Annotated in this window: 19 protein-coding genes; 8 read left to right on the top strand and 11 right to left on the bottom strand. The window is 58.0% G+C overall.

What is annotated here, in order from left to right; translation table 11 throughout:
• Positions 1 to 53: 53 nt before the first annotated feature.
• Positions 54 to 974, top strand: coding sequence for an isoaspartyl peptidase/L-asparaginase family protein (locus CFT68_RS03405; protein ID WP_088842017.1), 921 nt, complete (start codon positions 54 to 56; stop codon positions 972 to 974).
• Between the two features lie 195 nt (positions 975 to 1,169).
• On the opposite strand, the gene CFT68_RS03400 is transcribed toward CFT68_RS03405, so the two are convergent.
• Positions 1,170 to 2,306 (bottom strand): SMP-30/gluconolactonase/LRE family protein, encoded by a 1,137-nt coding sequence (locus CFT68_RS03400; RefSeq protein ID WP_088842016.1) that lies wholly within the window; start codon positions 2,304 to 2,306, stop codon positions 1,170 to 1,172.
• A 240-nt stretch (positions 2,307 to 2,546) separates the two neighbouring features.
• Between CFT68_RS03400 and CFT68_RS03395 the strand changes: the two genes are divergently transcribed.
• Complete coding sequence (locus CFT68_RS03395) at positions 2,547 to 3,062, top strand: FKBP-type peptidyl-prolyl cis-trans isomerase (RefSeq protein ID WP_088842015.1); 516 nt, start codon at positions 2,547 to 2,549, stop codon at positions 3,060 to 3,062.
• A gap of 67 nt (positions 3,063 to 3,129) precedes the next feature.
• On the opposite strand, the gene CFT68_RS03390 is transcribed toward CFT68_RS03395, so the two are convergent.
• On the bottom strand, positions 3,130 to 3,642 hold the full coding sequence (locus CFT68_RS03390; RefSeq protein WP_088842014.1) for an Imm26 family immunity protein: 513 nt from the start codon (positions 3,640 to 3,642) through the stop codon (positions 3,130 to 3,132).
• Positions 3,620 to 4,243 carry an acyl carrier protein phosphodiesterase gene (locus tag CFT68_RS03385; RefSeq protein ID WP_088842013.1) on the bottom strand — a complete coding sequence of 208 codons (624 nt, stop codon included), beginning with the start codon at positions 4,241 to 4,243 and terminating at the stop codon, positions 3,620 to 3,622. Before CFT68_RS03385 ends, CFT68_RS03390 begins: the two co-directional genes overlap by 23 nt.
• Positions 4,244 to 4,397: 154 nt before the next feature.
• Here CFT68_RS03385 and CFT68_RS03380 point away from each other — a divergent pair, with 154 nt between their 5' ends.
• Together CFT68_RS03380 and CFT68_RS03375 are read left to right on the top strand one after the other, a co-directional pair.
• Positions 4,398 to 4,910 (top strand): pyridoxamine 5'-phosphate oxidase family protein, encoded by a 513-nt coding sequence (locus CFT68_RS03380; RefSeq protein ID WP_088842012.1) that lies wholly within the window; start codon positions 4,398 to 4,400, stop codon positions 4,908 to 4,910.
• A gap of 163 nt (positions 4,911 to 5,073) precedes the next feature.
• Positions 5,074 to 5,766: a spheroidene monooxygenase gene (locus CFT68_RS03375; protein WP_245815262.1), complete on the top strand. Its 693-nt coding sequence runs from the start codon at positions 5,074 to 5,076 to the stop codon at positions 5,764 to 5,766.
• Positions 5,767 to 5,789: 23 nt separating this feature from the next.
• On the opposite strand, the gene CFT68_RS03370 is transcribed toward CFT68_RS03375, so the two are convergent.
• Positions 5,790 to 7,217, bottom strand: coding sequence for a TIGR00341 family protein (locus tag CFT68_RS03370; RefSeq protein ID WP_088842011.1), 1,428 nt, complete (start codon positions 7,215 to 7,217; stop codon positions 5,790 to 5,792).
• Between the two features lie 362 nt (positions 7,218 to 7,579).
• On the opposite strand from CFT68_RS03370, the gene leuS reads away from it, so the two are divergent.
• Both leuS and CFT68_RS03360 read left to right on the top strand, forming a co-directional pair.
• A complete protein-coding gene (gene leuS / locus CFT68_RS03365) occupies positions 7,580 to 10,357 on the top strand; it encodes a leucine--tRNA ligase (protein WP_088842010.1) in 2,778 nt (925 codons plus the stop codon).
• Positions 10,358 to 10,531: 174 nt separating this feature from the next.
• On the top strand, positions 10,532 to 11,452 hold the full coding sequence (locus CFT68_RS03360) for a bestrophin family protein (RefSeq protein ID WP_088842009.1): 921 nt from the start codon (positions 10,532 to 10,534) through the stop codon (positions 11,450 to 11,452).
• Between the two features lie 26 nt (positions 11,453 to 11,478).
• Here the strand turns inward: CFT68_RS03360 and CFT68_RS03355 are convergent, their stop codons facing one another.
• The 3 genes from CFT68_RS03355 to CFT68_RS03350 all read right to left on the bottom strand — a co-directional run bounded on the left by CFT68_RS03355 (position 11,479) and on the right by CFT68_RS03350 (position 13,997).
• Positions 11,479 to 11,847, bottom strand: coding sequence for an MmcQ/YjbR family DNA-binding protein (locus CFT68_RS03355; RefSeq protein ID WP_088842008.1), 369 nt, complete (start codon positions 11,845 to 11,847; stop codon positions 11,479 to 11,481).
• Positions 11,848 to 11,930: 83 nt separating this feature from the next.
• Positions 11,931 to 12,107: a DUF6728 family protein gene (locus CFT68_RS21760; RefSeq protein ID WP_170934684.1), complete on the bottom strand. Its 177-nt coding sequence runs from the start codon at positions 12,105 to 12,107 to the stop codon at positions 11,931 to 11,933.
• Positions 12,108 to 12,230: 123 nt separating this feature from the next.
• A complete protein-coding gene (locus CFT68_RS03350; protein ID WP_088842007.1) occupies positions 12,231 to 13,997 on the bottom strand; it encodes an AMP-dependent synthetase/ligase in 1,767 nt (588 codons plus the stop codon).
• Positions 13,998 to 14,228: 231 nt separating this feature from the next.
• On the opposite strand from CFT68_RS03350, the gene CFT68_RS03345 reads away from it, so the two are divergent.
• Entirely contained in the window at positions 14,229 to 14,690 is a 462-nt protein-coding gene (locus CFT68_RS03345) for a Cif family virulence factor (protein WP_088842006.1), read from the top strand.
• 9 nt (positions 14,691 to 14,699) lie between these two features.
• Here CFT68_RS03345 and CFT68_RS03340 read toward each other — a convergent pair whose 3' ends face one another.
• The 4 genes from CFT68_RS03340 to CFT68_RS03325 all read right to left on the bottom strand — a co-directional run bounded on the left by CFT68_RS03340 (position 14,700) and on the right by CFT68_RS03325 (position 18,976).
• Entirely contained in the window at positions 14,700 to 15,020 is a 321-nt protein-coding gene (locus CFT68_RS03340) for a DUF6984 family protein (RefSeq protein WP_141106424.1), read from the bottom strand.
• Positions 15,021 to 15,092: 72 nt separating this feature from the next.
• Complete coding sequence (locus CFT68_RS03335) at positions 15,093 to 17,495, bottom strand: hypothetical protein (protein ID WP_088842005.1); 2,403 nt, start codon at positions 17,493 to 17,495, stop codon at positions 15,093 to 15,095.
• Positions 17,492 to 18,232, bottom strand: a complete 741-nt coding sequence (locus tag CFT68_RS03330) for a glycosyltransferase (RefSeq protein ID WP_170934683.1) — start codon at positions 18,230 to 18,232, stop codon at positions 17,492 to 17,494. Before CFT68_RS03330 ends, CFT68_RS03335 begins: the two co-directional genes overlap by 4 nt.
• A gap of 81 nt (positions 18,233 to 18,313) precedes the next feature.
• A complete protein-coding gene (locus CFT68_RS03325; protein WP_088842003.1) occupies positions 18,314 to 18,976 on the bottom strand; it encodes a Rossmann-fold NAD(P)-binding domain-containing protein in 663 nt (220 codons plus the stop codon).
• A 282-nt stretch (positions 18,977 to 19,258) separates the two neighbouring features.
• Here CFT68_RS03325 and CFT68_RS03320 point away from each other — a divergent pair, with 282 nt between their 5' ends.
• Complete coding sequence (locus CFT68_RS03320) at positions 19,259 to 21,211, top strand: LTA synthase family protein (RefSeq protein WP_088842002.1); 1,953 nt, start codon at positions 19,259 to 19,261, stop codon at positions 21,209 to 21,211.
• Positions 21,212 to 21,305 lie beyond the last annotated feature (94 nt).

Below are 21,305 nucleotides of genomic sequence, written 5' to 3'. Positions count from 1 at the left end.
CTTTTTTTTTGTGCGTAAGGACGGCATATTATTCTCTAAAAACTGTCCTAGTCATGCCGAAATATGCCTTAGTACTGCACGGTGGCGCCGTCACTATGGACCCCAGTAGTATTTCCCCAGAGAAGGAAGCCGCCCTGCGCGAAGGCCTTCAGGCGGCTCTGAAGGCCGGGTGGAAAATTTTGCATCGCGGGGGTAGCGCGCTGGATGCTGTGGAGGCTACGGTGAACAGCCTCGAAAACAACGAGAACTTCAACTCGGGCCGAGGCAGCAGCCTCAATCTACAGGGCGAAGTGCAGATGGACGCCTCCATCATGGATGGCCGTACGCTGCAAGCTGGCGCCGTAAATAGCGTGCGCTATGTCAAAAACCCCGTTACCCTAGCGCGTACCGTAATGGAGAAATGCGAGCATGTGTATCTCTCCGGCGATGGCGCCATTGAGTTTGCTCTGGAGCATGGCCTGACCATGGAGGCCGTGCATTATTTTGAGACGGAAAAAACCCGCCAAGAATGGCTGGAAATAGTGATGGATGAAGCCAAAGTGCCCCAAAAAGACACCGTAGGCGCCGTAGCCCTCGACCAGGATGGCAACCTTGCCGTGGCCACCAGCACAGGGGGTATTGAAGGCCAACGCAAAGGCCGCGTCGGCGACAGCCCCGTAATTGGCGGAGGCTCCTACGCTGCCAACGAAGCCTGCGCCGTGTCCTGCACCGGCGATGGTGAAGTGCTACTCCGCGGTGCTCTGGCTCATGAAGTCTATGCCCTCGTCAAATATAAAGGCCTGAGCGTGCAGGAGGCCTGCAAAGAAGCCGTGCAGCTCCGCGCAGAAGACCTCAAGGGCGATAAAGGCTTCATTGCTATTGATACGGATGGCAACATAGCAATCGAGAGCAATACCAACGTGATGCGCTGCGCCTACCGCATCGAGGATGAAGAGCCATTCGTAGCCGTATGGCGCGAGGAGCTGGATAAATAGGCCTAGGCCTAAAATAGAGCAGTCAGGCTGAGCGGCGTCAAAGTATGTCGCGAGCTTTACAAGAACGTCATCCTGAGTGCAGCGAAGGATCTTGCGTGCTGGTGTTGTAATGGTAACTCAACATCAGCACGCAAGATCCTTCGCTGCACTCAGGATGACGTTCTTTTTTATTTGGTGTTCTTACTTGCTACTCTCCTACTTAAAGTCAATCACCGACATAGTGTGCGGGGCGTCGGACTTCCTGTTGATGAAATTCTTCTCTGGTTTGTCGAAGTCGGAGATGTAGAGGCGGTTGCCTTTCAGCAGCACTTCGGCAGGCTGGTCTAGTAGGCCACCTGACCCGTCGGTGTCGCCGTTTTGGGCGAGGGTGGTTACGGAATTATCGTTGAGGTTGATTACTTCAATGGCGTTTTCGCGGGAGTTGCACACGTAGGCCTTATCGGTTTTGCGGTCGATGATCAGGCCGTCGATGCAGGGGATTTGCTTGCCGGTGAGCGTGAGGGTTTCCTGCTTATCTAGGCTGCCATCAGGCTTGAGGGTGACGCGGTAGAACTTACCGTCGCCGAAGGAGCCGGTGTAGAGGCGGCCCTGGCTGTCGTAGTCGAGGCCATCGGCGCCATTATCCACGCCGGTTTCGTTGACGGTGGTCGTGAACATGGCCAGCACGTGCGGGTCTTTGGTTTTGGGCTTGAGGTGAATGGGGCCTTTGCTGAGCTCGGCCAGCGTGAAGTGCAGAATGGCGCTGCCCTTGTCGTTGTCGGGCATGTCCCACTGGCTGTCGGTCACGTAGAGCGTGTTGCCTTTCCAGAGCACCGCATTGGCCAGGGCGAAGTTATCGACCACCGTTTCCACTTTGCCAGGCTTGCCGTTCTGCACCCGCACCCGCATCAGCCGAGATTTGAAATCTTTGCTGTTTTCGTACTGGTTTTCGGCATAGTAGAGGTTGCCATCGGGCCCGAATGCCAGGTCCATGGGCGCGGCCTTTTTGGTGGTGGGCTCCACGGGCAGGTTGGTGAGGTAGGGCTTGAGGCTGGTATCGGTCATCTCCATTAGCACCGCCGGGTAGGAGTTGTTGGCCAGGTTGGGCACCGACAAAATCAGGCTGCCGTTGGGCGCCACCGCCAGGCCATCGGGGGTGTTTTGGGCCTCATCGAGGGTGTGCAGCAGCTTCGGGCTACCGATGGTTGCCACGGTATCGGTGGTGGCGGGCACGGTGGCGGTGGAGTCGCCGGGCGGGGTGGCCGGGGTGCTGTTCTCGGTGTTGGAGGAGTTGGACTGGCAGCCGGCCAGTAGCACGCCGCCCATCAGGAGGGCAGGAAGGAAATTTTTCATAAGAAAGCCGAGGGAAGGGCCAATAAGGCCGTACGTGATATATACAGAGGTATTCCTGAGCTTAACGGCCAGCGAATAACCCTGTTAGGCAATGCCAAAATTTTGCATAGCCACAACTCCCCCGGCCGGGTTCAAGTATGACAAGGGGTTCGAGGCTCGTTTTTAGCGGTCATTTCCGTAACTAGCCAGCCGAACCTATTTCTCACCCATCCCCCGGACGCCCGCGTCCTTTCCAGTATTATGGCCCAGATCAGCCCCAACAAAGTCGTCACCATCACCTACGACCTAAGTGTGACCGACGAAAACCAGGAGAAAGTTCTCGTAGAATCGGCCGAAGAAGATGCGCCGATGGTGTTCTTGTTCGGCCAGAGTGGCCTACCCGAAGAGTTTGAGCGACAGCTCGACGGCAAGCAGGCCGGCGACGCGTTCAACTTCTCCCTCACCCCCGAGCAGGCCTACGGCGACTACGACCAGCAGGCCGTGGTGGACATCCCGAAAAACGTATTCGAAATCGACGGCAAAATCGACGACGAGATGGTGCAGGTAGGCAACTTCCTGCCCATGGCCGACAACCAGGGCCACCACATGCAAGGCAAAATCGTGGATATCGGTGCCGATACCATCAAAATGGACTTCAACCACCCCCTCGCCGGCATGGTCATGCACTTCGACGGCAAAGTAGCCGAAGTACGTGAAGCCACCCGCGAAGAGCTAGACCACGGCCACGTACACGGCGAAGGCGGCCACCAGCACTAGGCTGACGTTGCTTTACTTAGCTAATAAAAACGGGGCCACGTGGCCCCGTTTTTATTATCCAAAATTGTTAATTACTGGTGTCTGATTTAGTCCACAACTGAGCGTACCGTTCTACCCAGTAATTGGGCGTCCCATTATAAAAGTCTCTAATACGTTCTTCTATTAATTCAGGGCTCCATACTCCTCCGTCATCCATTCCTTTACAATTAGCAAGTGGCACATTGTGGTGAACAACACCATTTATATAAGTATTACAACTATCTGCATTATACCTTCCGAGACAGTATTTAGACTCCTGCAATTTCCCTTCTAATGGCAATAGTCCTATTATGGGCCAACGACCATGCTTTACACCACCTTCATTAACTATAGATTTGAATATAATAGGACAACGAATAACAGCCTCTAAATCAGTCGCATCGTAATCAAACCTACGATCATAGAAAGCTAAATCTCCATAGTTGAGCACCCTAGCATAAATGTGATATTTTTTGTCAAATGCCACTTTAACTATTGAGCCCGGTATTTCCTTTTGCCTCTTTTTCATTGGTACATAATTATTTAAAATTCTGCCCAACATGCAATAGAACTGCCGCCCTCAACTCCGGCCAAAACTCCGCGAAATCCGCCTCATACGCTGGCAGTTCCTTCAGAAACGCCGCTGCTCCGGAGGCTAGCACCGTGGCGGCGGGTACGCGGCGCGAGAGGCCTAACAAGGCTTGCTCTAGGCCAGTTGGGTGGGCGTAACCGGTGAGCCAGTCGCCCTGGCGCATATAGTGCAACATCTGTTGCAGGCGCTCCGGCAGCTCGTGGCGGCGGGCGTGCAGCAGGGCGTATTGGCGTTGGGCGAAGGCCGGGAGTGGTTCGGCGGCATCGTAGTGGTACTGGGAGAAGTCGCGGGCCAGCAGGTGGTCGTAGGCCACATCGGATACCACGCCGGCCCACTTGCCGAGTCCGGCTTCGCGCAGGCGGGCAGTCGTGCGCCGTACTACGGGGTGGCTGTCGGTGAAAGTATCGATGAAGCGGTGGAGCCGGATGCCGCGCTGCACGGCGGGCGTGTAGGCCAGTAGTCCGGCCTGGCCGCGCACGGCTTCGGCGGCAAAGTTGCCGACCACGATATCATCGTAATCGGGCGTGGTGGCCGGCGAGCCGGAGAGCAACAGGTGGGCGAGGAAATTCATGGGTAGCGGAAAGTACGGCAAAATTGAGGCAGAGGCTCAACCGTAGTGCCAACCCGAGGCGGGGCTCAACCGTAAAGGAAACAAGTCAACGGCCCTACTCAGTTATCGTAACGGCCGCCTGCTATCCTTTCTGTTCCTTCAAAACACCCCAACTATGTCTTCTTCATCGCCCGTAACAAACGACCTGTCCAAACTGCTCGATAAGATTAAGGATGTGCGCATCGCTATGCTCACGACCCAGGACAACGACGGCAGCCTGCGCAGCCGCCCCATGTATACCCAAAAGCCCGACGGCAGCAGCGCCCTCGTGTTCCTGACCGATAAAGACTCAGCCAAGGTATACGAAGTCAAGAAAGACAGCCACGTAAACCTGAGCTACGGCAAGCCCGAAGACAATGTGTACGTGTCGGTATCGGGCCGCGCCAACGCCTACCGCGACCAGGCCGAAATCGACAAGCTCTGGAGTGAGCCGATGCGCGCTTGGTTCGCGAAAGGCAAAGACGACCCCAACATCATGATCCTGAAAGTGGAAATTGAAAAAGGCGAGTATTGGGATACCCCCAGCAGCATGCTTACCCAGGCCGTGGCCTACGTGAAAGCCCTAGCCACTGGGGAGCGGGCTACGTCGGATGACGTAAATGAGCACGCTAAAGTGAATGTAAAGTAGCCCTAGGCCACTCGACACAAGTGTAAGGGTCGGAAGCAATTCCGGCCCTTTTTTGTTGTTACGGGCGGGTGATAGTTCCTTACTTCGTGCTGACGACGGTTCCCGCAGAAGCCCCTGTTTTTCACGGAGGGTGCTGAGCCGTTCTTTTTTAACTCTTGTTCAGTTGCTTACAACTCTTTCTATTCTTACGCTGAAGCCGGGCAACGTTCGGTGGGGACTGGCTCAGATGGGTACCGCGCAACGGCCACTGCAGCGGGTACCTGGGTTGCGCTTCCAGAAGCTGCTGGGTAGCGGCGCGGGCGGCTTTGGCGCCCTGCCCAACCTGCACCGCTACGGCTTCATGGCCGTATGGGACTCCGCTGATGCCGCCGAGGCGTTTTTCACCACCCATCCGCTGTGGCAGCAGTATCTGGAGCGCACCCAGGAAATCTGGACTGCCCAACTGGCTCCTATTAAGTCGCATGGGCTGTGGGATGGGGTTAATCCGTTCGACTACGCCTCTGAAGACTTGAGTCCGGAGGGCGGGCCCGTGGCCGTACTCACCCGCGCCTCCATCCGGTGGCAGAAAACGCCCCGCTTCTGGCGCTATGTGGCCCCCACCAGCGCTACCATAGCCGATGCGCCCGGCGTGCGGGCCGCTATAGGCCTAGGCGAGTTGCCCGTGGTGCGGCAGGCCACCGTGAGCCTCTGGGAATCGGCACAGGCTATGCAAGACTACGCTTACCGCAGCGAGAAGCACAAGGAAGTTATCCGGCTCACTCGCCAGGAGAAATGGTACGGCGAGGAACTGTTTGCCCGCTTCCGGGTGCTGAGCACCGAGGGTACCTGGGACGGCCGCACCTTGCTGAGTACGTAAGTTCATACCTAGTCCGGAGCAGCTTATTTCTTTGGCACCGGGGCCACCTGACCGCTGGCGCGGGGCTGCAGCGGCGCTAGCTTCCGAACAGGGGCAGGCGGCAGTACCAGCAGTTCTACTTGGCTGCGGTTGGTGCGCGCCCGGAGCCACTGCACCAGCCGCTCCTGCTCCGTAGCAGGCACGGGAACCCGCGCTTCTACACTAACTACCAGCACCGTATCTGCGGGCAAGGAATCGGGCTGAATAGCGGGACGCAGCAGCTGGCCCAGCGCCAACCGGCGTACTGCGGGGTGCTCTACCCTTACTTCGCGCAGCAGCGCCTCGGAAGCGGGCAGCACCGTTTGAGCCGTGGCCACCAGCTGCTGGAGATGCGCTATTTCCGCCTCCGACCTTAGCTGCGACTGGTTCTGGCGGGCGCGCACATCTTCCAGCAGGTTTTGGCGCAAGGCCTGCGCATCCAGCGAGTCGTAGGCCTGTAGGCCCTGCCGGATGGTGAGGTTGGTGGGCGTCAGGCGGTACCGGGCCAGTTGACGGCTGGCCATGCCCAGGCGTGCCGAATCGACGGTGGGCCCCACCAGCAGCACATTGATGCGGCGGCGGCGGGCATCAATCTGGCGCGTCACCACATAGGTACCCGGGAAATTAAGCTGCTCCCGCACGAAATCCTCGGCGGCGTGCTCATACACCGAGCGCTGCACAATCCGGTAGCCTAGCCACACACTGGGCGCCGCCACCACTACTGCTGCCAGCAGCATAAGCCGGCGCACCCGCTTGGCCTGTTGCTCGTGCTGAAAGCGGTGCGGCGGCAGGCGCAGCAGGCGCATCACCAGAAACGAAGCCAGCGTGATAAACACGCAGTTAATGGAAAACAGGTAGAACGCTCCCAAGGCATATTGCCAGTGCCCCGAGGCTAGGCCGTAGCCCGTAGTGCACAGCGGCGGCATGAGGGCGGTGGCAATAGCCACACCCGGAATGACGTTGCTTTTCTCACGGCGCGTGAGGCCTACGGCGCCGGCTAGGCCACCAAATAAGGCTATAAGCACGTCCCAGATGGTGGGCTCGGTGCGGGCCAGCAGCTCCGACTGTGCCCCTTCCAGAGGCGTCAGCAGGAAGTAGAGCGTGGACGTGAGCAGGCTGATACCAATGGCCAGCCCCAGGTTTCGGATGGCCCGACGCAGCAAATCGGGGTTGTTGGTAGCTGCGCTGTAGCCCAGCGTCACGAGCGGCCCCATGAGCGGCGAAATCAGCATGGCCCCGATGATGACGGCCGTCGAGTTTACGTTCAGCCCCACCGAGGCAATCAAGATGGCGAAGATGAGCACCCACAGATTGGTCCCCTTGAACGAAGTGCTCGACTCAACGCTTTCCTCAATTACGTGCGGCTCGGCGGTGTCATCTAGCAGATCAAACCGTTGACGCAGGAAGCGGAGCAGAATAGTGATATAATGCAACAGCAGCAGGGTTTAAGTGGGTCTCATTCCTTACGGCTGAGCTAGGCCAGTGTTGGCTTGTGCTAGCAGAGGCTGCGTATGGTAAATGGTGTAGAGACGCACTTGTGGCGTACAGGCGTTGCAGAAGGTATGTACCTCGAATCGGACTGGGGCAGTTGTTCTGATTATCGTTCTACACGAAGACGCAGGATGTTGCGTCTCTATACCGTTCAGCATCAGTAATTTCTTCTGTATGCTGTTTCGGCTATACGCTACGGGCCCGTCTTTTACTTCTTACGGCCCCATACTTATACAAAAAAGCCCAGTCGCGCCTGTTTTTCCGTAATTTCGCCCGTTCCGAACCATCGTATTACCGACTGCCCATGCCCGGCTACCATCCCCAGGATATCGAGAAGAAGTGGCAAGCCCACTGGAAAGAGCACAACACCTTCAAGGCCGATAACGCCTCCGAGAAGCCCAAATACTACGTGCTGGACATGTTCCCGTACCCCAGCGGCGCGGGCTTGCACGTAGGCCACCCCCTCGGCTACATCGCCTCCGATATTGTCACGCGCTACAAGCGGCTGCAGGGCTTTAACGTGCTGCACCCCATGGGTTTCGACTCGTTTGGCCTTCCCGCCGAGCAGTACGCCATCCAGACCGGCCAGCACCCTGAGAAAACCACCCGCGAGAACATTGCCCGCTACATCGAACAGCTTAGCTCGCTGGGCTTTAGCTACGACTGGAGCCGCGAAGTGCGTACCTCCGACCCCAGCTACTACAAATGGACGCAATGGATCTTCCTAAAGCTGTTCAATAGTTGGTACAACCTCGATACCGACCGCGCCGAGCCGCTGAAAACCCTCCTCGACAAGTTCGCCGAAGGTGGTAGCCGGGGCTTGCGCGCCGCCGGCGACGAGGAAGAGCGCCACGATTTCACGGCGGGCCAGTGGCAGATGATGAGCGAAAAGCAGCGCTTATTGGCCGTGCACCCCTACCGACTGGCCTACCAGTCAGACACCTACGTGAACTGGTGCGCGGGCCTAGGCACGGTGCTCTCGAATGATGAGGTGAAAGATGGCCTCTCCGAGCGCGGAGGGTTCCCCGTGGAACGTCGGTTGATGCCGCAGTGGAACCTGCGCATCACTGCCTACGCCGACCGCCTCCTGCAAGGCCTCGACACTATCGATTGGCCCGAGGCGGTGAAGGAGATGCAGCGTAACTGGATTGGCAAGTCTATTGGGGCCGAAGTGACCTTCTCGGTGCAAGGCCACGAAAGCGCCCAAATCAAGGTCTACACCACCCGCGTGGACACTATTTACGGCGCTACGTTCCTGGTGCTGGCCCCGGAGCACGAGCTGGTGAAAGAGCTGACGACGCCGGAGCAGCAGGAAACTATTCAGGAATACATTGATGCCACCAAGCGCCGCTCGGAGCGCGACCGGATGGCCGATACCAAAACCGTTTCGGGTGCTTTCACTGGCAGCTACGGCCTCAACCCGTTCAGCGGGGAGCCCATTCAGATCTGGATTGCTGACTACGTGCTGGCGGGCTACGGCACCGGCGCCGTAATGGCCGTACCCTCCGGCGACCAGCGCGACTACGTATTTGCCAAGCACTTCGACTTGCCCATCGTGCAGGTGGTAGATCAGCAGCAAATCGAGGAACAGGCCGACCCGACCAAGGAAGGCACCTACCTGCACGGCCTCATCGAAGGCAAAGGTTACAAAGAGGCTACCCAAATCCTGATTCAGGAGCTGGAGCAGCGCGGCATTGGAAAGGGCAAAACCAACTTCCGTATCCGCGACGCCATCTTTGGCCGCCAGCGCTACTGGGGTGAGCCTATCCCGATTTACTATAAGGATGGAGTGGCCTACGGCGTAGCTGAAGCCGACCTTCCGCTGGTGCTCCCGGAAATCGATGAGTACAAGCCCACCGAAACCGGCGAGCCACCCCTGGGCCGCGCCAAAGACTGGAAGTACAAAGGCCAGTACGAGTACGAGCTGAGCACCATGCCCGGCTGGGCCGGCTCCTCGTGGTACTACCTGCGCTACATGGACCCACAAAACAACGAGCGTTTTGTAGGCCAGGAAGCCGAGCAGTATTGGCAGAATGTAGACTTATATCTCGGTGGTGCAGAGCACGCTACGGGCCACTTGCTCTACTCCCGCTTTTGGCATCTCTTCCTCAAAGATCTAGGCCTGGTAACGGCCGCTGAGCCCTTCCAGAAGCTCATCAACCAGGGCATGATCCTGGGCCGCTCGAACTTCGTGTACCGTATCAACGGCACCAACACGTTCGTTACACTTGGCAAGAAAGACCAGCATGAAACCACCGCTTTGCACGTCGATGTGAACATTGTGAATAACGATGTTCTGGACACCGAAGCCTTCAAGAAGTGGCGCCCTGACTACGCTTCGGCTGAGTTTATTCTCGAAGATGATGGCCGTTATGTAAGTGGTTGGGAAGTCGAGAAGATGTCGAAGGGCAAGTTCAACGTGGTAAGCCCTGACGTACTTGTAGATCAGTATGGAGCCGACGCGCTACGTTTGTATGAGATGTTCCTCGGGCCGCTGGAGCAATACAAGCCATGGAACACCAACGGCATGAGCGGCGTGGCGGGCTTCCTTAAGAAGCTCTGGCGTCTCTACCACCCCCAGGATGGCGACTTCGGGGTAACCGACGAGGCTCCCAAGCCCGCCGAGCTGAAGGCCCTGCACAAGGCCATTCGGAAGGTGGAAGAGGACATCGAGAAGTTCTCGTTCAACACCACCGTCAGCGCCCTGATGATTACGGTAAACGAGCTGACGGCCCTGAACACGCATAACCGCGCCATTCTGGAGCCGCTGGTGGTACTGGTGTCGCCGTATGCGCCGCACCTAGCGGAGGAGCTGTGGCAGCTGCTAGGCCACCCGGCTGGCAGCATCAGCACGGCCAGCTACCCCGAGTTCAAGGAGGAATATCTGGTGGAAGACACCGTGAACTACCCAGTAGCCATCAACGGCAAGGTGCGCGAGCAGCTGCAGTTCCCGGCTACTGCCACCGCCGCCGAAATCGAGGCCGCCGTGCGTGCTACCGATATTCTGGCCCGCTTCGCCGAAGGCAAAGAGGCCAAGAAAATCATTGTAGTGCCCGGCCGCATGGTGAACGTGGTCGTGTAAGTGGCCTAGGCCAGTCGTTTTAGAAAAAAGGCTCGTCGGATTCGTCTGCCGAGCCTTTTTCTTTCTACTACCTTCTTCAAAACCGTTCTGCTTGGCTATGCCGGGCGAGCTGCCGAAGCAAGGCACCTCCAGAAAAGCACCGGCCAAGTTGGCCCGTTGTCCGTAAGCGGGCCTATGATTATCCGACCGAGATACAACTGGTTTCGCATGCTGTTTGTGTGGCAGGGCTCCGTGCTGCCGCAGGTGTTGCCGCGCCTCTTGATTTTGTTTGTGGTATCGTTGGGCGTAACGTACTTCCACGGCACCATTTTTCAGCACCGAGTGCCGCTTACGGCCGCGCCATTTACGCTATTTGGCGTAGCGCTGGCCATTTTCCTTGGCTTCTACAACAACGTGAGCTACGACAGATACTGGGAAGGCCGCAAACTTTGGGGCGCCTTGCTCAACGATACCCGTTCCTTGGCGCGGCAGGCCCTCACCATGAGCGGCTACCCCGCTAGCTCGGCGCCGGTTACGCAGTTTGTGCGGCTACTCATTGCCTTCACCCACACCCTGCGCCACCAGCTCCGCCACACTGATCCGGCGGCCGATCTGCAGCGTCTGCTGCCGCCGGAGCTGGCCTACACGGTTCAGCAGGCCCATTTCCGGCCCATGCTGTTGCTGCGCGAAATGGGCCGCTGGCTACAGCAAGCCCGCGAAACCGGCCACCTCGATACCAACACCCAACTGGCCTTCGACCGCAACCTCAACCAGCTCTCCGACATTGTGGGCGGGTGCGAACGGCTGGCCAGCACCCCCGTGCCCTACACGTACAGCGTGCTGCTACACCGCACCGTGTACCTCTACTGCTTCCTGTTGCCATTTGGGTTGGTGGAAAGCATCAGCTGGGCCACACCACTGATTGTAGTATTTATTGGCTACACGTTTATGGCGCTGGATGCCATTATCGGGGAAATTGAAGAGCCTTTTGGCACCGAGCCCAACGACCTGGCCCTGAACACCATGAGTCAAATGATAGAAACCACCCTTCTGGAAATGGCCGACCAGCCCACCCCTGCCTGGCCTCCCGCCCGCACCGGATACGTCGTTGACTAACAACGCACTAGGCCAGCATCCCAGCTTTATTCTGCCTGGTTTTCGGCTTCGGCCAGCTCTTCCCGCTGCTTTCTGGGCAACGAAGCCCGCACGAGGTCATAGGAATGGTCAATCAGCTCGCGCAAGAGGCCTACGGATGCGCCCGTCCCGATGAGCACCGTGTTCCAGTGCTTCTTGTTCATGTGGTAGCCGGGTAGTACGTAGTCGTATTGCTCGCGCAGTTCCTGGGCGCGCTCCGGGTCGCATTTGAGGTTGATGCTGCCGAACGTATCGATGTCGGTGAGGGCGAATACTTTGCCGCCAACCTTAAACACCAGCGTTTCGGGGCCGAAGGGCGTTTCTTCAGTTACGCCGGCTTTCAGCAGGCAGTAGTCGCGGAATTCTTCGATGTTCATAAGAGCGAAGTAACGCTATACATAAAAAAACCGCCATACCCGGGAAGGGAGCATGACGGTATTCTATTGAAAAACGCTAGAGCCTAGCGGATAAACCAGCGGTACAGCAGCACGATGAAAGCCACCAGGAACATGCTCATAGAGAGCTTGTTGATGAAGTGCATGGTGCGCAAATTGAAGTTGCTTGTGCGATTTGGGTCGTTCTTACGAAAGAAATACCCGAAAACCGGACCGAAATTGAAAAGGCCTTTGGTACGCATAGAGTTGAGGCTTATGGTATGCTAAAGTAACACGCGCAGTGGCAGAAAGATTTGCCCCGAAACCGAAATATTCCGCACTAGCCACCTTCCGTTTCCGGCTATCGGGTGGCCTAGGCAGCAGTTCTAGCGGTACAGGGCCTCGATGCGCTGTTGGTTGTTTTGGCTGATGATCTTGCGCTTCACCTTCAGGGTAGGCGTCAGCTCCCCCGATTCTACGCTCCAGAGCTCCGGCAGCAACGCTACCTTCTTTATCTGCTCCCATTGTGCAAACGCCGCATTAGTGCGCTGCACCAGCTCGTCGTAGAGCTGCTGCACCTGCGCGTGGGCGGCTAGTGCTGTATCGGTAAGGTCGGAGGGCAGGCCATGGCTGGTAGCCCAGGCGCGTAGCTCCGTGAAGGCCGGCACCAGCAGCGCGGCCGCAAATTTCTCGCCCTCACCCACTACCATGCATTGCTCCACCAGCGGCGACTCCGACAGCTTCGATTCCAGAGGCTGTGGGGCCACATACTTGCCATTGGAGGTCTTGAATATCTCCTTTTTGCGGTCCGTGATTTTCAGAAAGCGCCCCTGGATAAACTCTCCAATGTCACCGGTGTGGAGCCAGCCATCGGAGTCAATTACCTCGGCCGTAAGGTCGGGGCGGTTGTAGTAGCCCTGCATCACGGAGGGCGAGCGGGTCAGGATTTCACCGTCGGAGGCCAGCTTCACTTCTACTCCCGGAATTGTGGGGCCTACCGCCCCGATGAGGTTGCCCTCCGGCACGGGCTGGCTGGCTGCAATCACGGGGGAAGTTTCCGTCATGCCATACCCTTCCATCACCCGGATTCCCGCAGCCCAGAACACGCGGGCCAGGCGCGGCTGCAGGGCCCCGCCGCCGCTCACAATGTAGTGTATCTTCCCGCCCATAGCCTCACGCCACTTACTGAATACCAGTTTATTGGCTAGCGCCAGCTGCGCATTGTACCATAAGCCCTGGTCTTTTTGCGTATCGTAGCGCAGGCCTAGGTCCAGGGCCCAGAAGAACAGCTTTTTCTTGGCGCCGGTCAGCTCCTGGCCTTTCGCCACAATCTTATCATAGATTTTTTCGAGTAGGCGCGGCACCGTGGTAAATACCTGGGGCTGCACCTCGCGCAGGTTGTCGGCAATGCGGTCCACGCTTTCGGCGTACCAGATGCTGAAGTCCAGCAGCAGGTACAGATACGTGGCCGTGCGCTCGAAAATATGGCTCAGCGGCAGGAAGCTGAGCGCTTTCTGGCCGGGAGGCAGCGGCAGATAGCTCGTCAGGTTTTCGCAGTTAAAGAGGATATTGCGGTGGCTAAGCATCACGCCCTTAGGCCGCCCGGTGGTGCCCGATGTATAAATCAGCGTCAGCAGATCATCGGGCTGTACGGCCGCTTTCAGGACAACCAGCTCTGCCGCATCTGCCGACTGGCCTAGGGTCAGCAGCTCCTCAAAATGGCGGACACCCGTCAGCTTATCGAAGCTGAAAATATGCTCGGGGCCCTGCTCTAGGCCAGTCACGGCTTCCTGCACGCGACCCAGGAGCTTCTCGTCCTGCACAAGCACCACCCGCACGCCTGCATCCTGAAAGATGTGGCGGTAATCCTCCACCGTAATGGTAGGATACATGGGCACGCTCACGGCTCCCAGCTGGGCAATGCCAAAATCGGCGACTACCCACTCGGGGCGGTTAGCGGAGATGATGGCCACCTTATCGCCACGCTTGATGCCGAGTGCCTGCAGGCCCAGCGTTACCTGATTGGCAAGATCCAGCACGCGTTGTGCGCTTAGGGGCCGCCAGGTGCCCTCTTTCTTTTCAACCAGACAGTCGGCCTGGGGGGTAGTGGCAGCACGGTGGGCAATCAGGTCGAAGGTTCGGCGGATGGACATAGGGTGGCCTAGAAGAGCGGAAAGCGCTGGTACACATACCGGCGCATCACAAAAGTAACTTTACCCAGATAGGCAAGCGCGACCAAGCCATAATTTTACGAACTAGGCCAGTCAGGCTACCCTCTGGGAGCGGCTTGCCAAGTGATACGGCCAAACGAGCCAGTAGATCTGCGGGGTTGCAACGCCCGCCGGCAAACAGCATCTTTAGGGCCTCTATAACCCTCCCTTGTCATGAAGCTTCCCTACATTTTGTCGGCGGCCCTACTCCTGCTGACTTCCGGTGCCCACGCCCAGACCGCTTCTGCTGAAACCGAGCTGGTGAAAACTACCATCCGCACGTTTTTTGAAGGCATGCGCAAGGGTGATAGTACACTGGTGCGTAGCACGTTGGCACCGGGCGCGGTGTTCCATACCATTGCTGCCAAAAATGGTCAGACGCAGCTGCGGCCCGAAAACCCTTCGGCTTTCGTGAAGATGGTTGGCACCCCGCACAAGGAGGTGTATGATGAGCGCATCACGTTTGATAAAGTACTGATTGACGCCAACCTGGCCAGCGTCTGGACGCCGTATGAGTTCTACCTCGGCAGCACCTTCAGCCATTGCGGCTACAACTCCTTTCAGCTGGTAAAGCTGGCCGATGGCTGGAAAATTGCGCACGTAATTGATACGCGCCGCAAAGACAAGTGTAAGTAAATGACTGGCCTAGAAGGCCGGAATGCGCTGCAATGGAGAACCATCGGTCTTCCAACTATCCAGCTCATACAGCACGCCGTCGGTATCCAGATAAAGTGTGGCCAACACCGGCACCCCATCGGCATCCGGATACCGGAGCGTGGCCACCGCCTGGCCAAGGCGACGATATGGGTTGCTGTTGACAAAGCGCAGACTACCCATGCCACCATCGGCAATTCCCTCCACCTCCGCTACCGGCAGCAAGGCCAACAGCCGAGATACCTCGGGCTTATCCCGGAGCATGTAAATCAGTAAGCCTAACTCGGGCAGGGTCAGCAAACGTTTCGCCATTTCTTCGCAGGTGCGGGCAGCATAATCTCTCCGGGAAGTATACGTCGCTGGCTGAAAGAATGGGCTGTCTGATTACTTCGGTTCGGGCAAGGCTACTGGAATGGGCGGGGCAATAAGCGGGTAATTGTTGCGCACCAGCGGGCCAGCGGGCGAGTTTTGGCGCCACACAGTGATGTTGCTGGGCCGCAGCTCAAACTCATCGAAGATAATCCGGCGCCCCCTCAACCACAGCCGAATGCGTTGGTTGGATTGCCTTACGCGCAGACGCACCGTAAGGCGGGCCCAGTTGCCGAGAATATCCACGCTGGCTTTGGTTTCGGCCTTGGTGCTGTCCAGTACGGTACCACTGGCGCTCAGTAGGCTGGCGTGCAGGGTGGGCAGGTCGGCGGTGCGCACGTAGGCCCATACTGAGGCCTCGTACCAGCCGGCGCGGGGCATGGGCTGGTTGAGCAGCGCAAAGCCCCCCTTGCGGAGCGAACCAGCACCAGCACCGAGCAGCGGCGGAATGTTACCCGCATCGGGGAAAGCCGGGGGTGCTTTGGGTTGGTTGAAGCCCTCGTAGGCCACTTCCGGGGCGGGTGCCGAGGCCCAATAGCCCGCGTAGGCCACTAAGGAAGCCCGCTGCCGCTCAAACTCGGCCAGCAGGGCCGGGCGGGCCTCCAGCTTTGCCAGCGGCAGCTCCGCCAGCCAGACTGTGGAGTCGCGGTAGAAAATATGGCCACGCGCCAGCAAAGAGCGCTGCACCGAATCCAGGGGCTCCTTGGCCTGAATAACCATTAGCAGTGGCCTACGGTCGGGGTAGCGGGCCAGAATGGCTTTGTCGATGGCCGGATTGCTGGCCAGCTGCCCGGTGGCCTGAGCCTGAAACAAGGGCGTGCGGGAGAGCATGGTAGTGGCCAGCGGAAGTCCGGTTTCGAGGGAGGCGCGCATGCTCTGGTACGCACTTTCATCACCCTCAAAAAGCGTAAACACCTCACTCCCGACCAGATAAAACGGCACGGGCAGAATCGCCTGAAATTCTGATGAGCTGCGGCCAGCCCGTTTTAGTCGTTGCGGATACTGAACCAGCGCAGACCCGGCAGCTGGCAGGCGGCGCTCCGCATGTTGGGTGGGGTGCTGAATCTGATAGGCTTTGTGTGCGGCATTGAACACGCCTTCCGCCGCCCACAGCAGCAGGCACCCCGCCAGGGCGGGCCCGGCCCACCGATGCCAGTGCGGGCGCTGACGTAGCCACCGAAACCCCTGGTAGAGCGCGTAGGCCGCATACACGGAATAGAAATAGTAGAAAATCCAGGCGAAGCGCCCGATGGAGCGAAACTGCCGAATCGGACCCAGGTAGTTCAGTAGCCCCTCCAGCCCCCACCGGAACGGCCAGCCCATGGAAAACAGCAAAACCAAGAAGCCGGCCCAGAGGCTGATGCGCAGCACTGGCGGCAGCGCGGGCCGCCGCAACCGCTGCCATTGGCGCCGCCGCAGCCGCCGACCTACGCGCCAAAGTGTGCCCAGCGTGAGGGCGGTAGCCACTATTCCCACGTAGGCCTGTCCTTCCCAGCTAGGATCGGGGGTATGGAAAATACGCTGCCACCACGCCTGCACCGGCGCTTCGACGGGGAAAAACACGCTCCACACCGAGGAGCTATACGCAAAGAAGCCATAGGGCAGGCTGGGGCGGTCGGCGGCATTGGGGTCAGTAAGCAGCAACCCGCCCTGGAAAAGCATAGCGGGCAGCACCAGCGTAGCCAACACCCTGGCCCAGAACACCAAAGTGCGGCGGCTGCGCAATCGGCCAGCCGGCAGTTGCCACCACAGCACCATGCTGTAGGCCAGTAGCAGCAAGGCACTGATGGCGAAATAGTAAGGATGCAGGCAGGCAGTTAGCAGCATGAATGCCCCGTAGGCCACATACCAGCGGCCAGGGTACCGTGTGCCGGTTTCGGTGGCCCGCACCAGCAGATACCACAGCATGGGTATCACGCAGGAATATGCCAGCGCATAGTGGCCTAGCAGCCGCTCCAGCTGCGGGGCCAGCAGCACGATAAGTACGGTGGTAATAGACGCGTACCAGTTGGGGAGGCGGCAGCGGCGCAGCAGCGCCAGCAGCGGCGGGGCACTCAGCAACTGAGCCAGCAGCAGCAGCCCATTGAAAACGGCCACCACATTCAGCGCCACGCCCTGCCGCCGCAAAGCAGCCAGCCCGTAGGCCAGTATCGGCTGGTTATCGGTGAAGATGACGTGCTCCCCGAAGGGATAATTCATGCCGCTAAACCACCACGCCCGGTCGTGCTGCACGTACCAGGCGGCTGTGTAGTAGTTTTTGATACCGTCGCCGTCGCGGCTGAACAGGTACTCGCCAGGATGCCACGCAATATCCCCAAACAGCAGCGCGCCAAGCAGCACAATGGCCGCGAGTACCAGCAGATGCGTCAGCCAGCCAGAGCGCTGGCTCTTGCTTTTCAGGGCCGGTATAGCGCTCATACAAAGCGTGCCAGCAGTATTTTCAGGAAGCTCCCACTTTCATTGAGCAGGATTTTGGGGCTCATCCGGGAGAAGATGATGTTGGGCTTGAGCCGCACCGGCACAGGCAGCACCCGCAGCTTTTCGGCAGAGCGCGAGGCCAGGAAGATAAATTCCAGATCGAAGAGGTAGCGGTCAATCTGCCCGCGCAGAAATACCTCCCGCCCCCGCTGGTTGAAGCCCTTCAGCCCACACTGCGTATCCGATACGGCCAGGCCCAGCAGAAAGCGCGTACTGCGGCGCAACATCTTGGAAATGAATACGCGGCTGGCTGGCACCTTCTCGTAGTACGCCTCGTCGCGGGTGCCAACCGCTACATCGCACTGCCCGGAGCGCAGGGCCTTGTACACGGTGGCTAAGCTGGTTTCCTCGTACGGGAAATCGATATCCGTGAACAGGCACAGCGGCTCCGTTACCTGCGAAATTCCGGTCCGGAGGGCGTAGCCTTTCCCCCGGTTAAGCGGGTACGTCAGGTACGTGAAATGCGGCAGGTGTTCCTGCAGAAACTGCACGTCCTCGGGAGCCACGCCGGCACTGCCATCATTGATGAGGTATAGATGAATGGGCAGAGCCTCTGCTGGCAACAGGAGTTGCAGACGCCCGAGGCTCTCCAGAATGTTGGTGGTCCAGTGAGCGGGCGGATTGTAACAGGGCAATACCAGCGCGACCGGCGCAACTAGGTCAGCAGTCTGACTCAAACGGATGGAAGTAGAAGCGGAAAAATCCCGACAAATATCCGCTAATTGTTTCAGCTACCGATGAGGTTTCCCAAAATCTCCCTACACCTTGGCCAGCGCCACAATATCGGGCACTTCCAGCACCCGTTTCGAGTAGCCTTTCTGCACTACCTGTATCATGGCCAGGCCTAGCTCCGCCAGCGTAGACACGTATTGCGGCAGGAACCGTCGTAGTGCCGGATACATCCAGTCGAAGTACTTGTAGTAAGGCAGCACGTGCTTGAGGCCCGGCGTAGCCTTCATGAAGCCCGGCCGGAACATGTAGGCCTGTGCAAAGCCCATCTGCAGCAACTCGTTTTCCGTCTGGCCCTTCACGCGGGCCCACATGCTGCGGCCATGTCCCGTGCTATCAGTGCCGGCGCCGGATACGTAGCAGAACGTGAGGCCGGGGTTGCGGGGCAGCAGGGTTTGGGCGAAGTGCAGCGTAAGGTCGTAGGTCAGGCGGCGGTACTCCGGCTGCTTCATGCCCACCGACGATACGCCCAGGCAGAAAAAACAGGCGTTGTAGCCCGTCACCTGGTCCTGAATAGCGGTTAGGTCCTGGAAGTTCTCGTGCAGAATCTCTCGCAGCTTGGGGTGCGTGATACCGCTGGGCTTGCGACTAATGGACAGCACTTGCTCTACATCCGGGTGGTTCAGGGCTTCGTGCAGCACGCCCTCTCCCACCATGCCGGTGGCCCCAGTTACTATTGCGCGTATTTTCATGATAAAGTAGACGGACGAGTGGCACGGATGTTTTACATAATCAGCTATAATCTTCCCAGATCAGCATTTATTATAGTCAGCTGCAACCCACAAAACACTTATATTTATATTGCTATTATGACAATTTTTATTTGCTTTATACCAATATAAAAACAATCTATTGGCAGCTGGCCTAATAATGTGTTCTGCTTTGCGGCTAATGAGAATTGATAGGCCTGTTATCGGTTCCAGGCCTTATGCTACCTGGCCCGGGCTGGTGCAAGATTACTTATCCCGCTTCCTATGAACACTACTACTATTCGCAAAATTGGCTGTTTTACCTGCAGCCTGATGCTCGTTCTGTTCCTGATTCGATGTCGGGTAATGGAGACTCCTTACCATGTGGTGTTTCGCTATCCAAGGGCATTTTACGTCATCTTATTAGCGTCCTACAATGACTTGCTACTGGCCGCTGGTATGGGGGCTTTTAGCATGGGGCTGGCTTATTTGCTGCGCAATAGATCCCGGGCCCAGTCCTTTCTGCTGGGTGCCTTTGTAGGCTGCGCGCTGGTAGTGGTGGCTTTTGGCCTGAGCTACGTTGAGACCAGCCAATTGCTGGGTGGCCCCCTTACCTATGCCTGGCTTTATTATTCCGACTTCATGCAAAACAGCGACTCCAAGGCGGCGGTGCTGGCCAACCTTTCCTGGCGCTGGGGGGCTAAATTGCTGGCTTGGAGTGGCCTACTGCTGAGCGCCGGTTACACCCTGCAGTTCCTGTTGCGTCGTTTCGATGCGCAAGGCCAGTACGCCCGCCGTGCCTTGTTTGGCCTGGCTGCATTTCTGGGGGTGTACTTCGTAATGGCGCCTCGCCACATTGCCAGCAACGAATTGGGCTACAAGCATGTAGCCAACCCCGTATTGGCTTTCTCCCACTCCATATACGCCGCCCTGGCTACCACTCCCGATCTGTTTACCATGCAGGTGCCCGTGGGGTTTGAGGCCTTCCCTACCCCGCAGGCCGCCAGGGGCCGCAACAGCCTGGCGCCTTCTCACACCCGCATTCGCAATGTGGTGCTGTTTGTGCTGGAATCGGTGCCCGCGGAGTATGTACCGGGCTACCAGACCCGCTATAACGTGATGCCCGAGCTGGCCCGTTACCTACCTAACTCGTTGCGGGTTACGGATATGTATGCCCAAATCCCGAGCACCAACAACGCCGTGGTGTCCCTGTTGGGCTCGCTCTACCCTATGATTTCCTACCAGTGCATTACCGTGGAACACCCTAATATCCGGATTCCCTCTCTAAGCTCTGAATTGAAGAAACAGCAGTTTCGGACGGGCTTTTTCTTTGCGGCCGATACGCGTTTCCAGAACATGCACGGATTTCTGGCCAGCCGCCAGTTCGATACTATTGCCGATTTCCAAACCATTGCTTGCCCTAGGCCAGCACTTGAGGTTGATGCGGAAGATGAATTTCTCAGTAGCGCCGATGAATCATGTCTGTTGAAAGCCTATACTCAGTGGCTGCCCGCCGACACTACCGGAGCTCCGTTTTTTGCCACCATCTGGACGGCCCAGACCCACTACCCCTACTTTCCGGTGGGAGCAGAAAAGGACTATGGTGCTTCGGAACGCTACCTCAACCACTACCTCAATGCCCTGCATTACAGCGACCAGCAGCTAGGCCACTTGCTCGATGAGCTGAAACGCCGCGGCCTGGCCGAATCAACGCTAGTAGTGGTGGTAGGCGACCATGGCGAGGCCTTCGGCCGCCATGTGCAGTTCGGCCACGCCTCCAACATCTATGAGGAAAACGTACGCATTCCGCTCTTACTGATTAATCCCTTGCTTTTCCACGGCGAAAAACTGGCAGCAGTCGGCGGCCAGGTTGACGTGGCCCCCACCATCCTGGACATCCTGCGCAAGCCCATTCCGGCCGAGTGGCAGGGCACCAGCCTTTTCAACCCCGCCCGGAAGAACCGAGCGTATTTTTTTAGCCCCTATTCACAGTACACCTTCGGCTTCCGCACACCCCGGCACAAGGTTATTTTCAACGCCAACACCAGCCAAACCCAGGTGTTTGACCTGCAGAAAGACCCGCAGGAAGCCCACAACCTCGCCGACCAGATGCCCGCCTTCGTGCAGCAAAGCCACCAGCATCTGGCCACTTGGATTCAATACCAAAACGCCTACCTGAAACGTGTGCTGGCACCTCCGTCCGTAGTAGCCAATTCTACGCGCCCAGAGCGCCGGTAGTATCTACCTCAATTGTATCCAAGTAAATACCTGCACCTTTGGGTGGCCTAGGCACTTATGCAGCACGCCCTCTCCCACCATGCCGGTAGGCCCG

The sequence above is a fragment of the Hymenobacter gelipurpurascens genome (genome assembly GCF_900187375.1).
Lineage (GTDB): Bacteria > Bacteroidota > Bacteroidia > Cytophagales > Hymenobacteraceae > Hymenobacter > Hymenobacter gelipurpurascens.
Note: the sequence above shows the minus strand (reverse complement) of the source record. Positions and strands in the feature narration are given on the sequence as shown.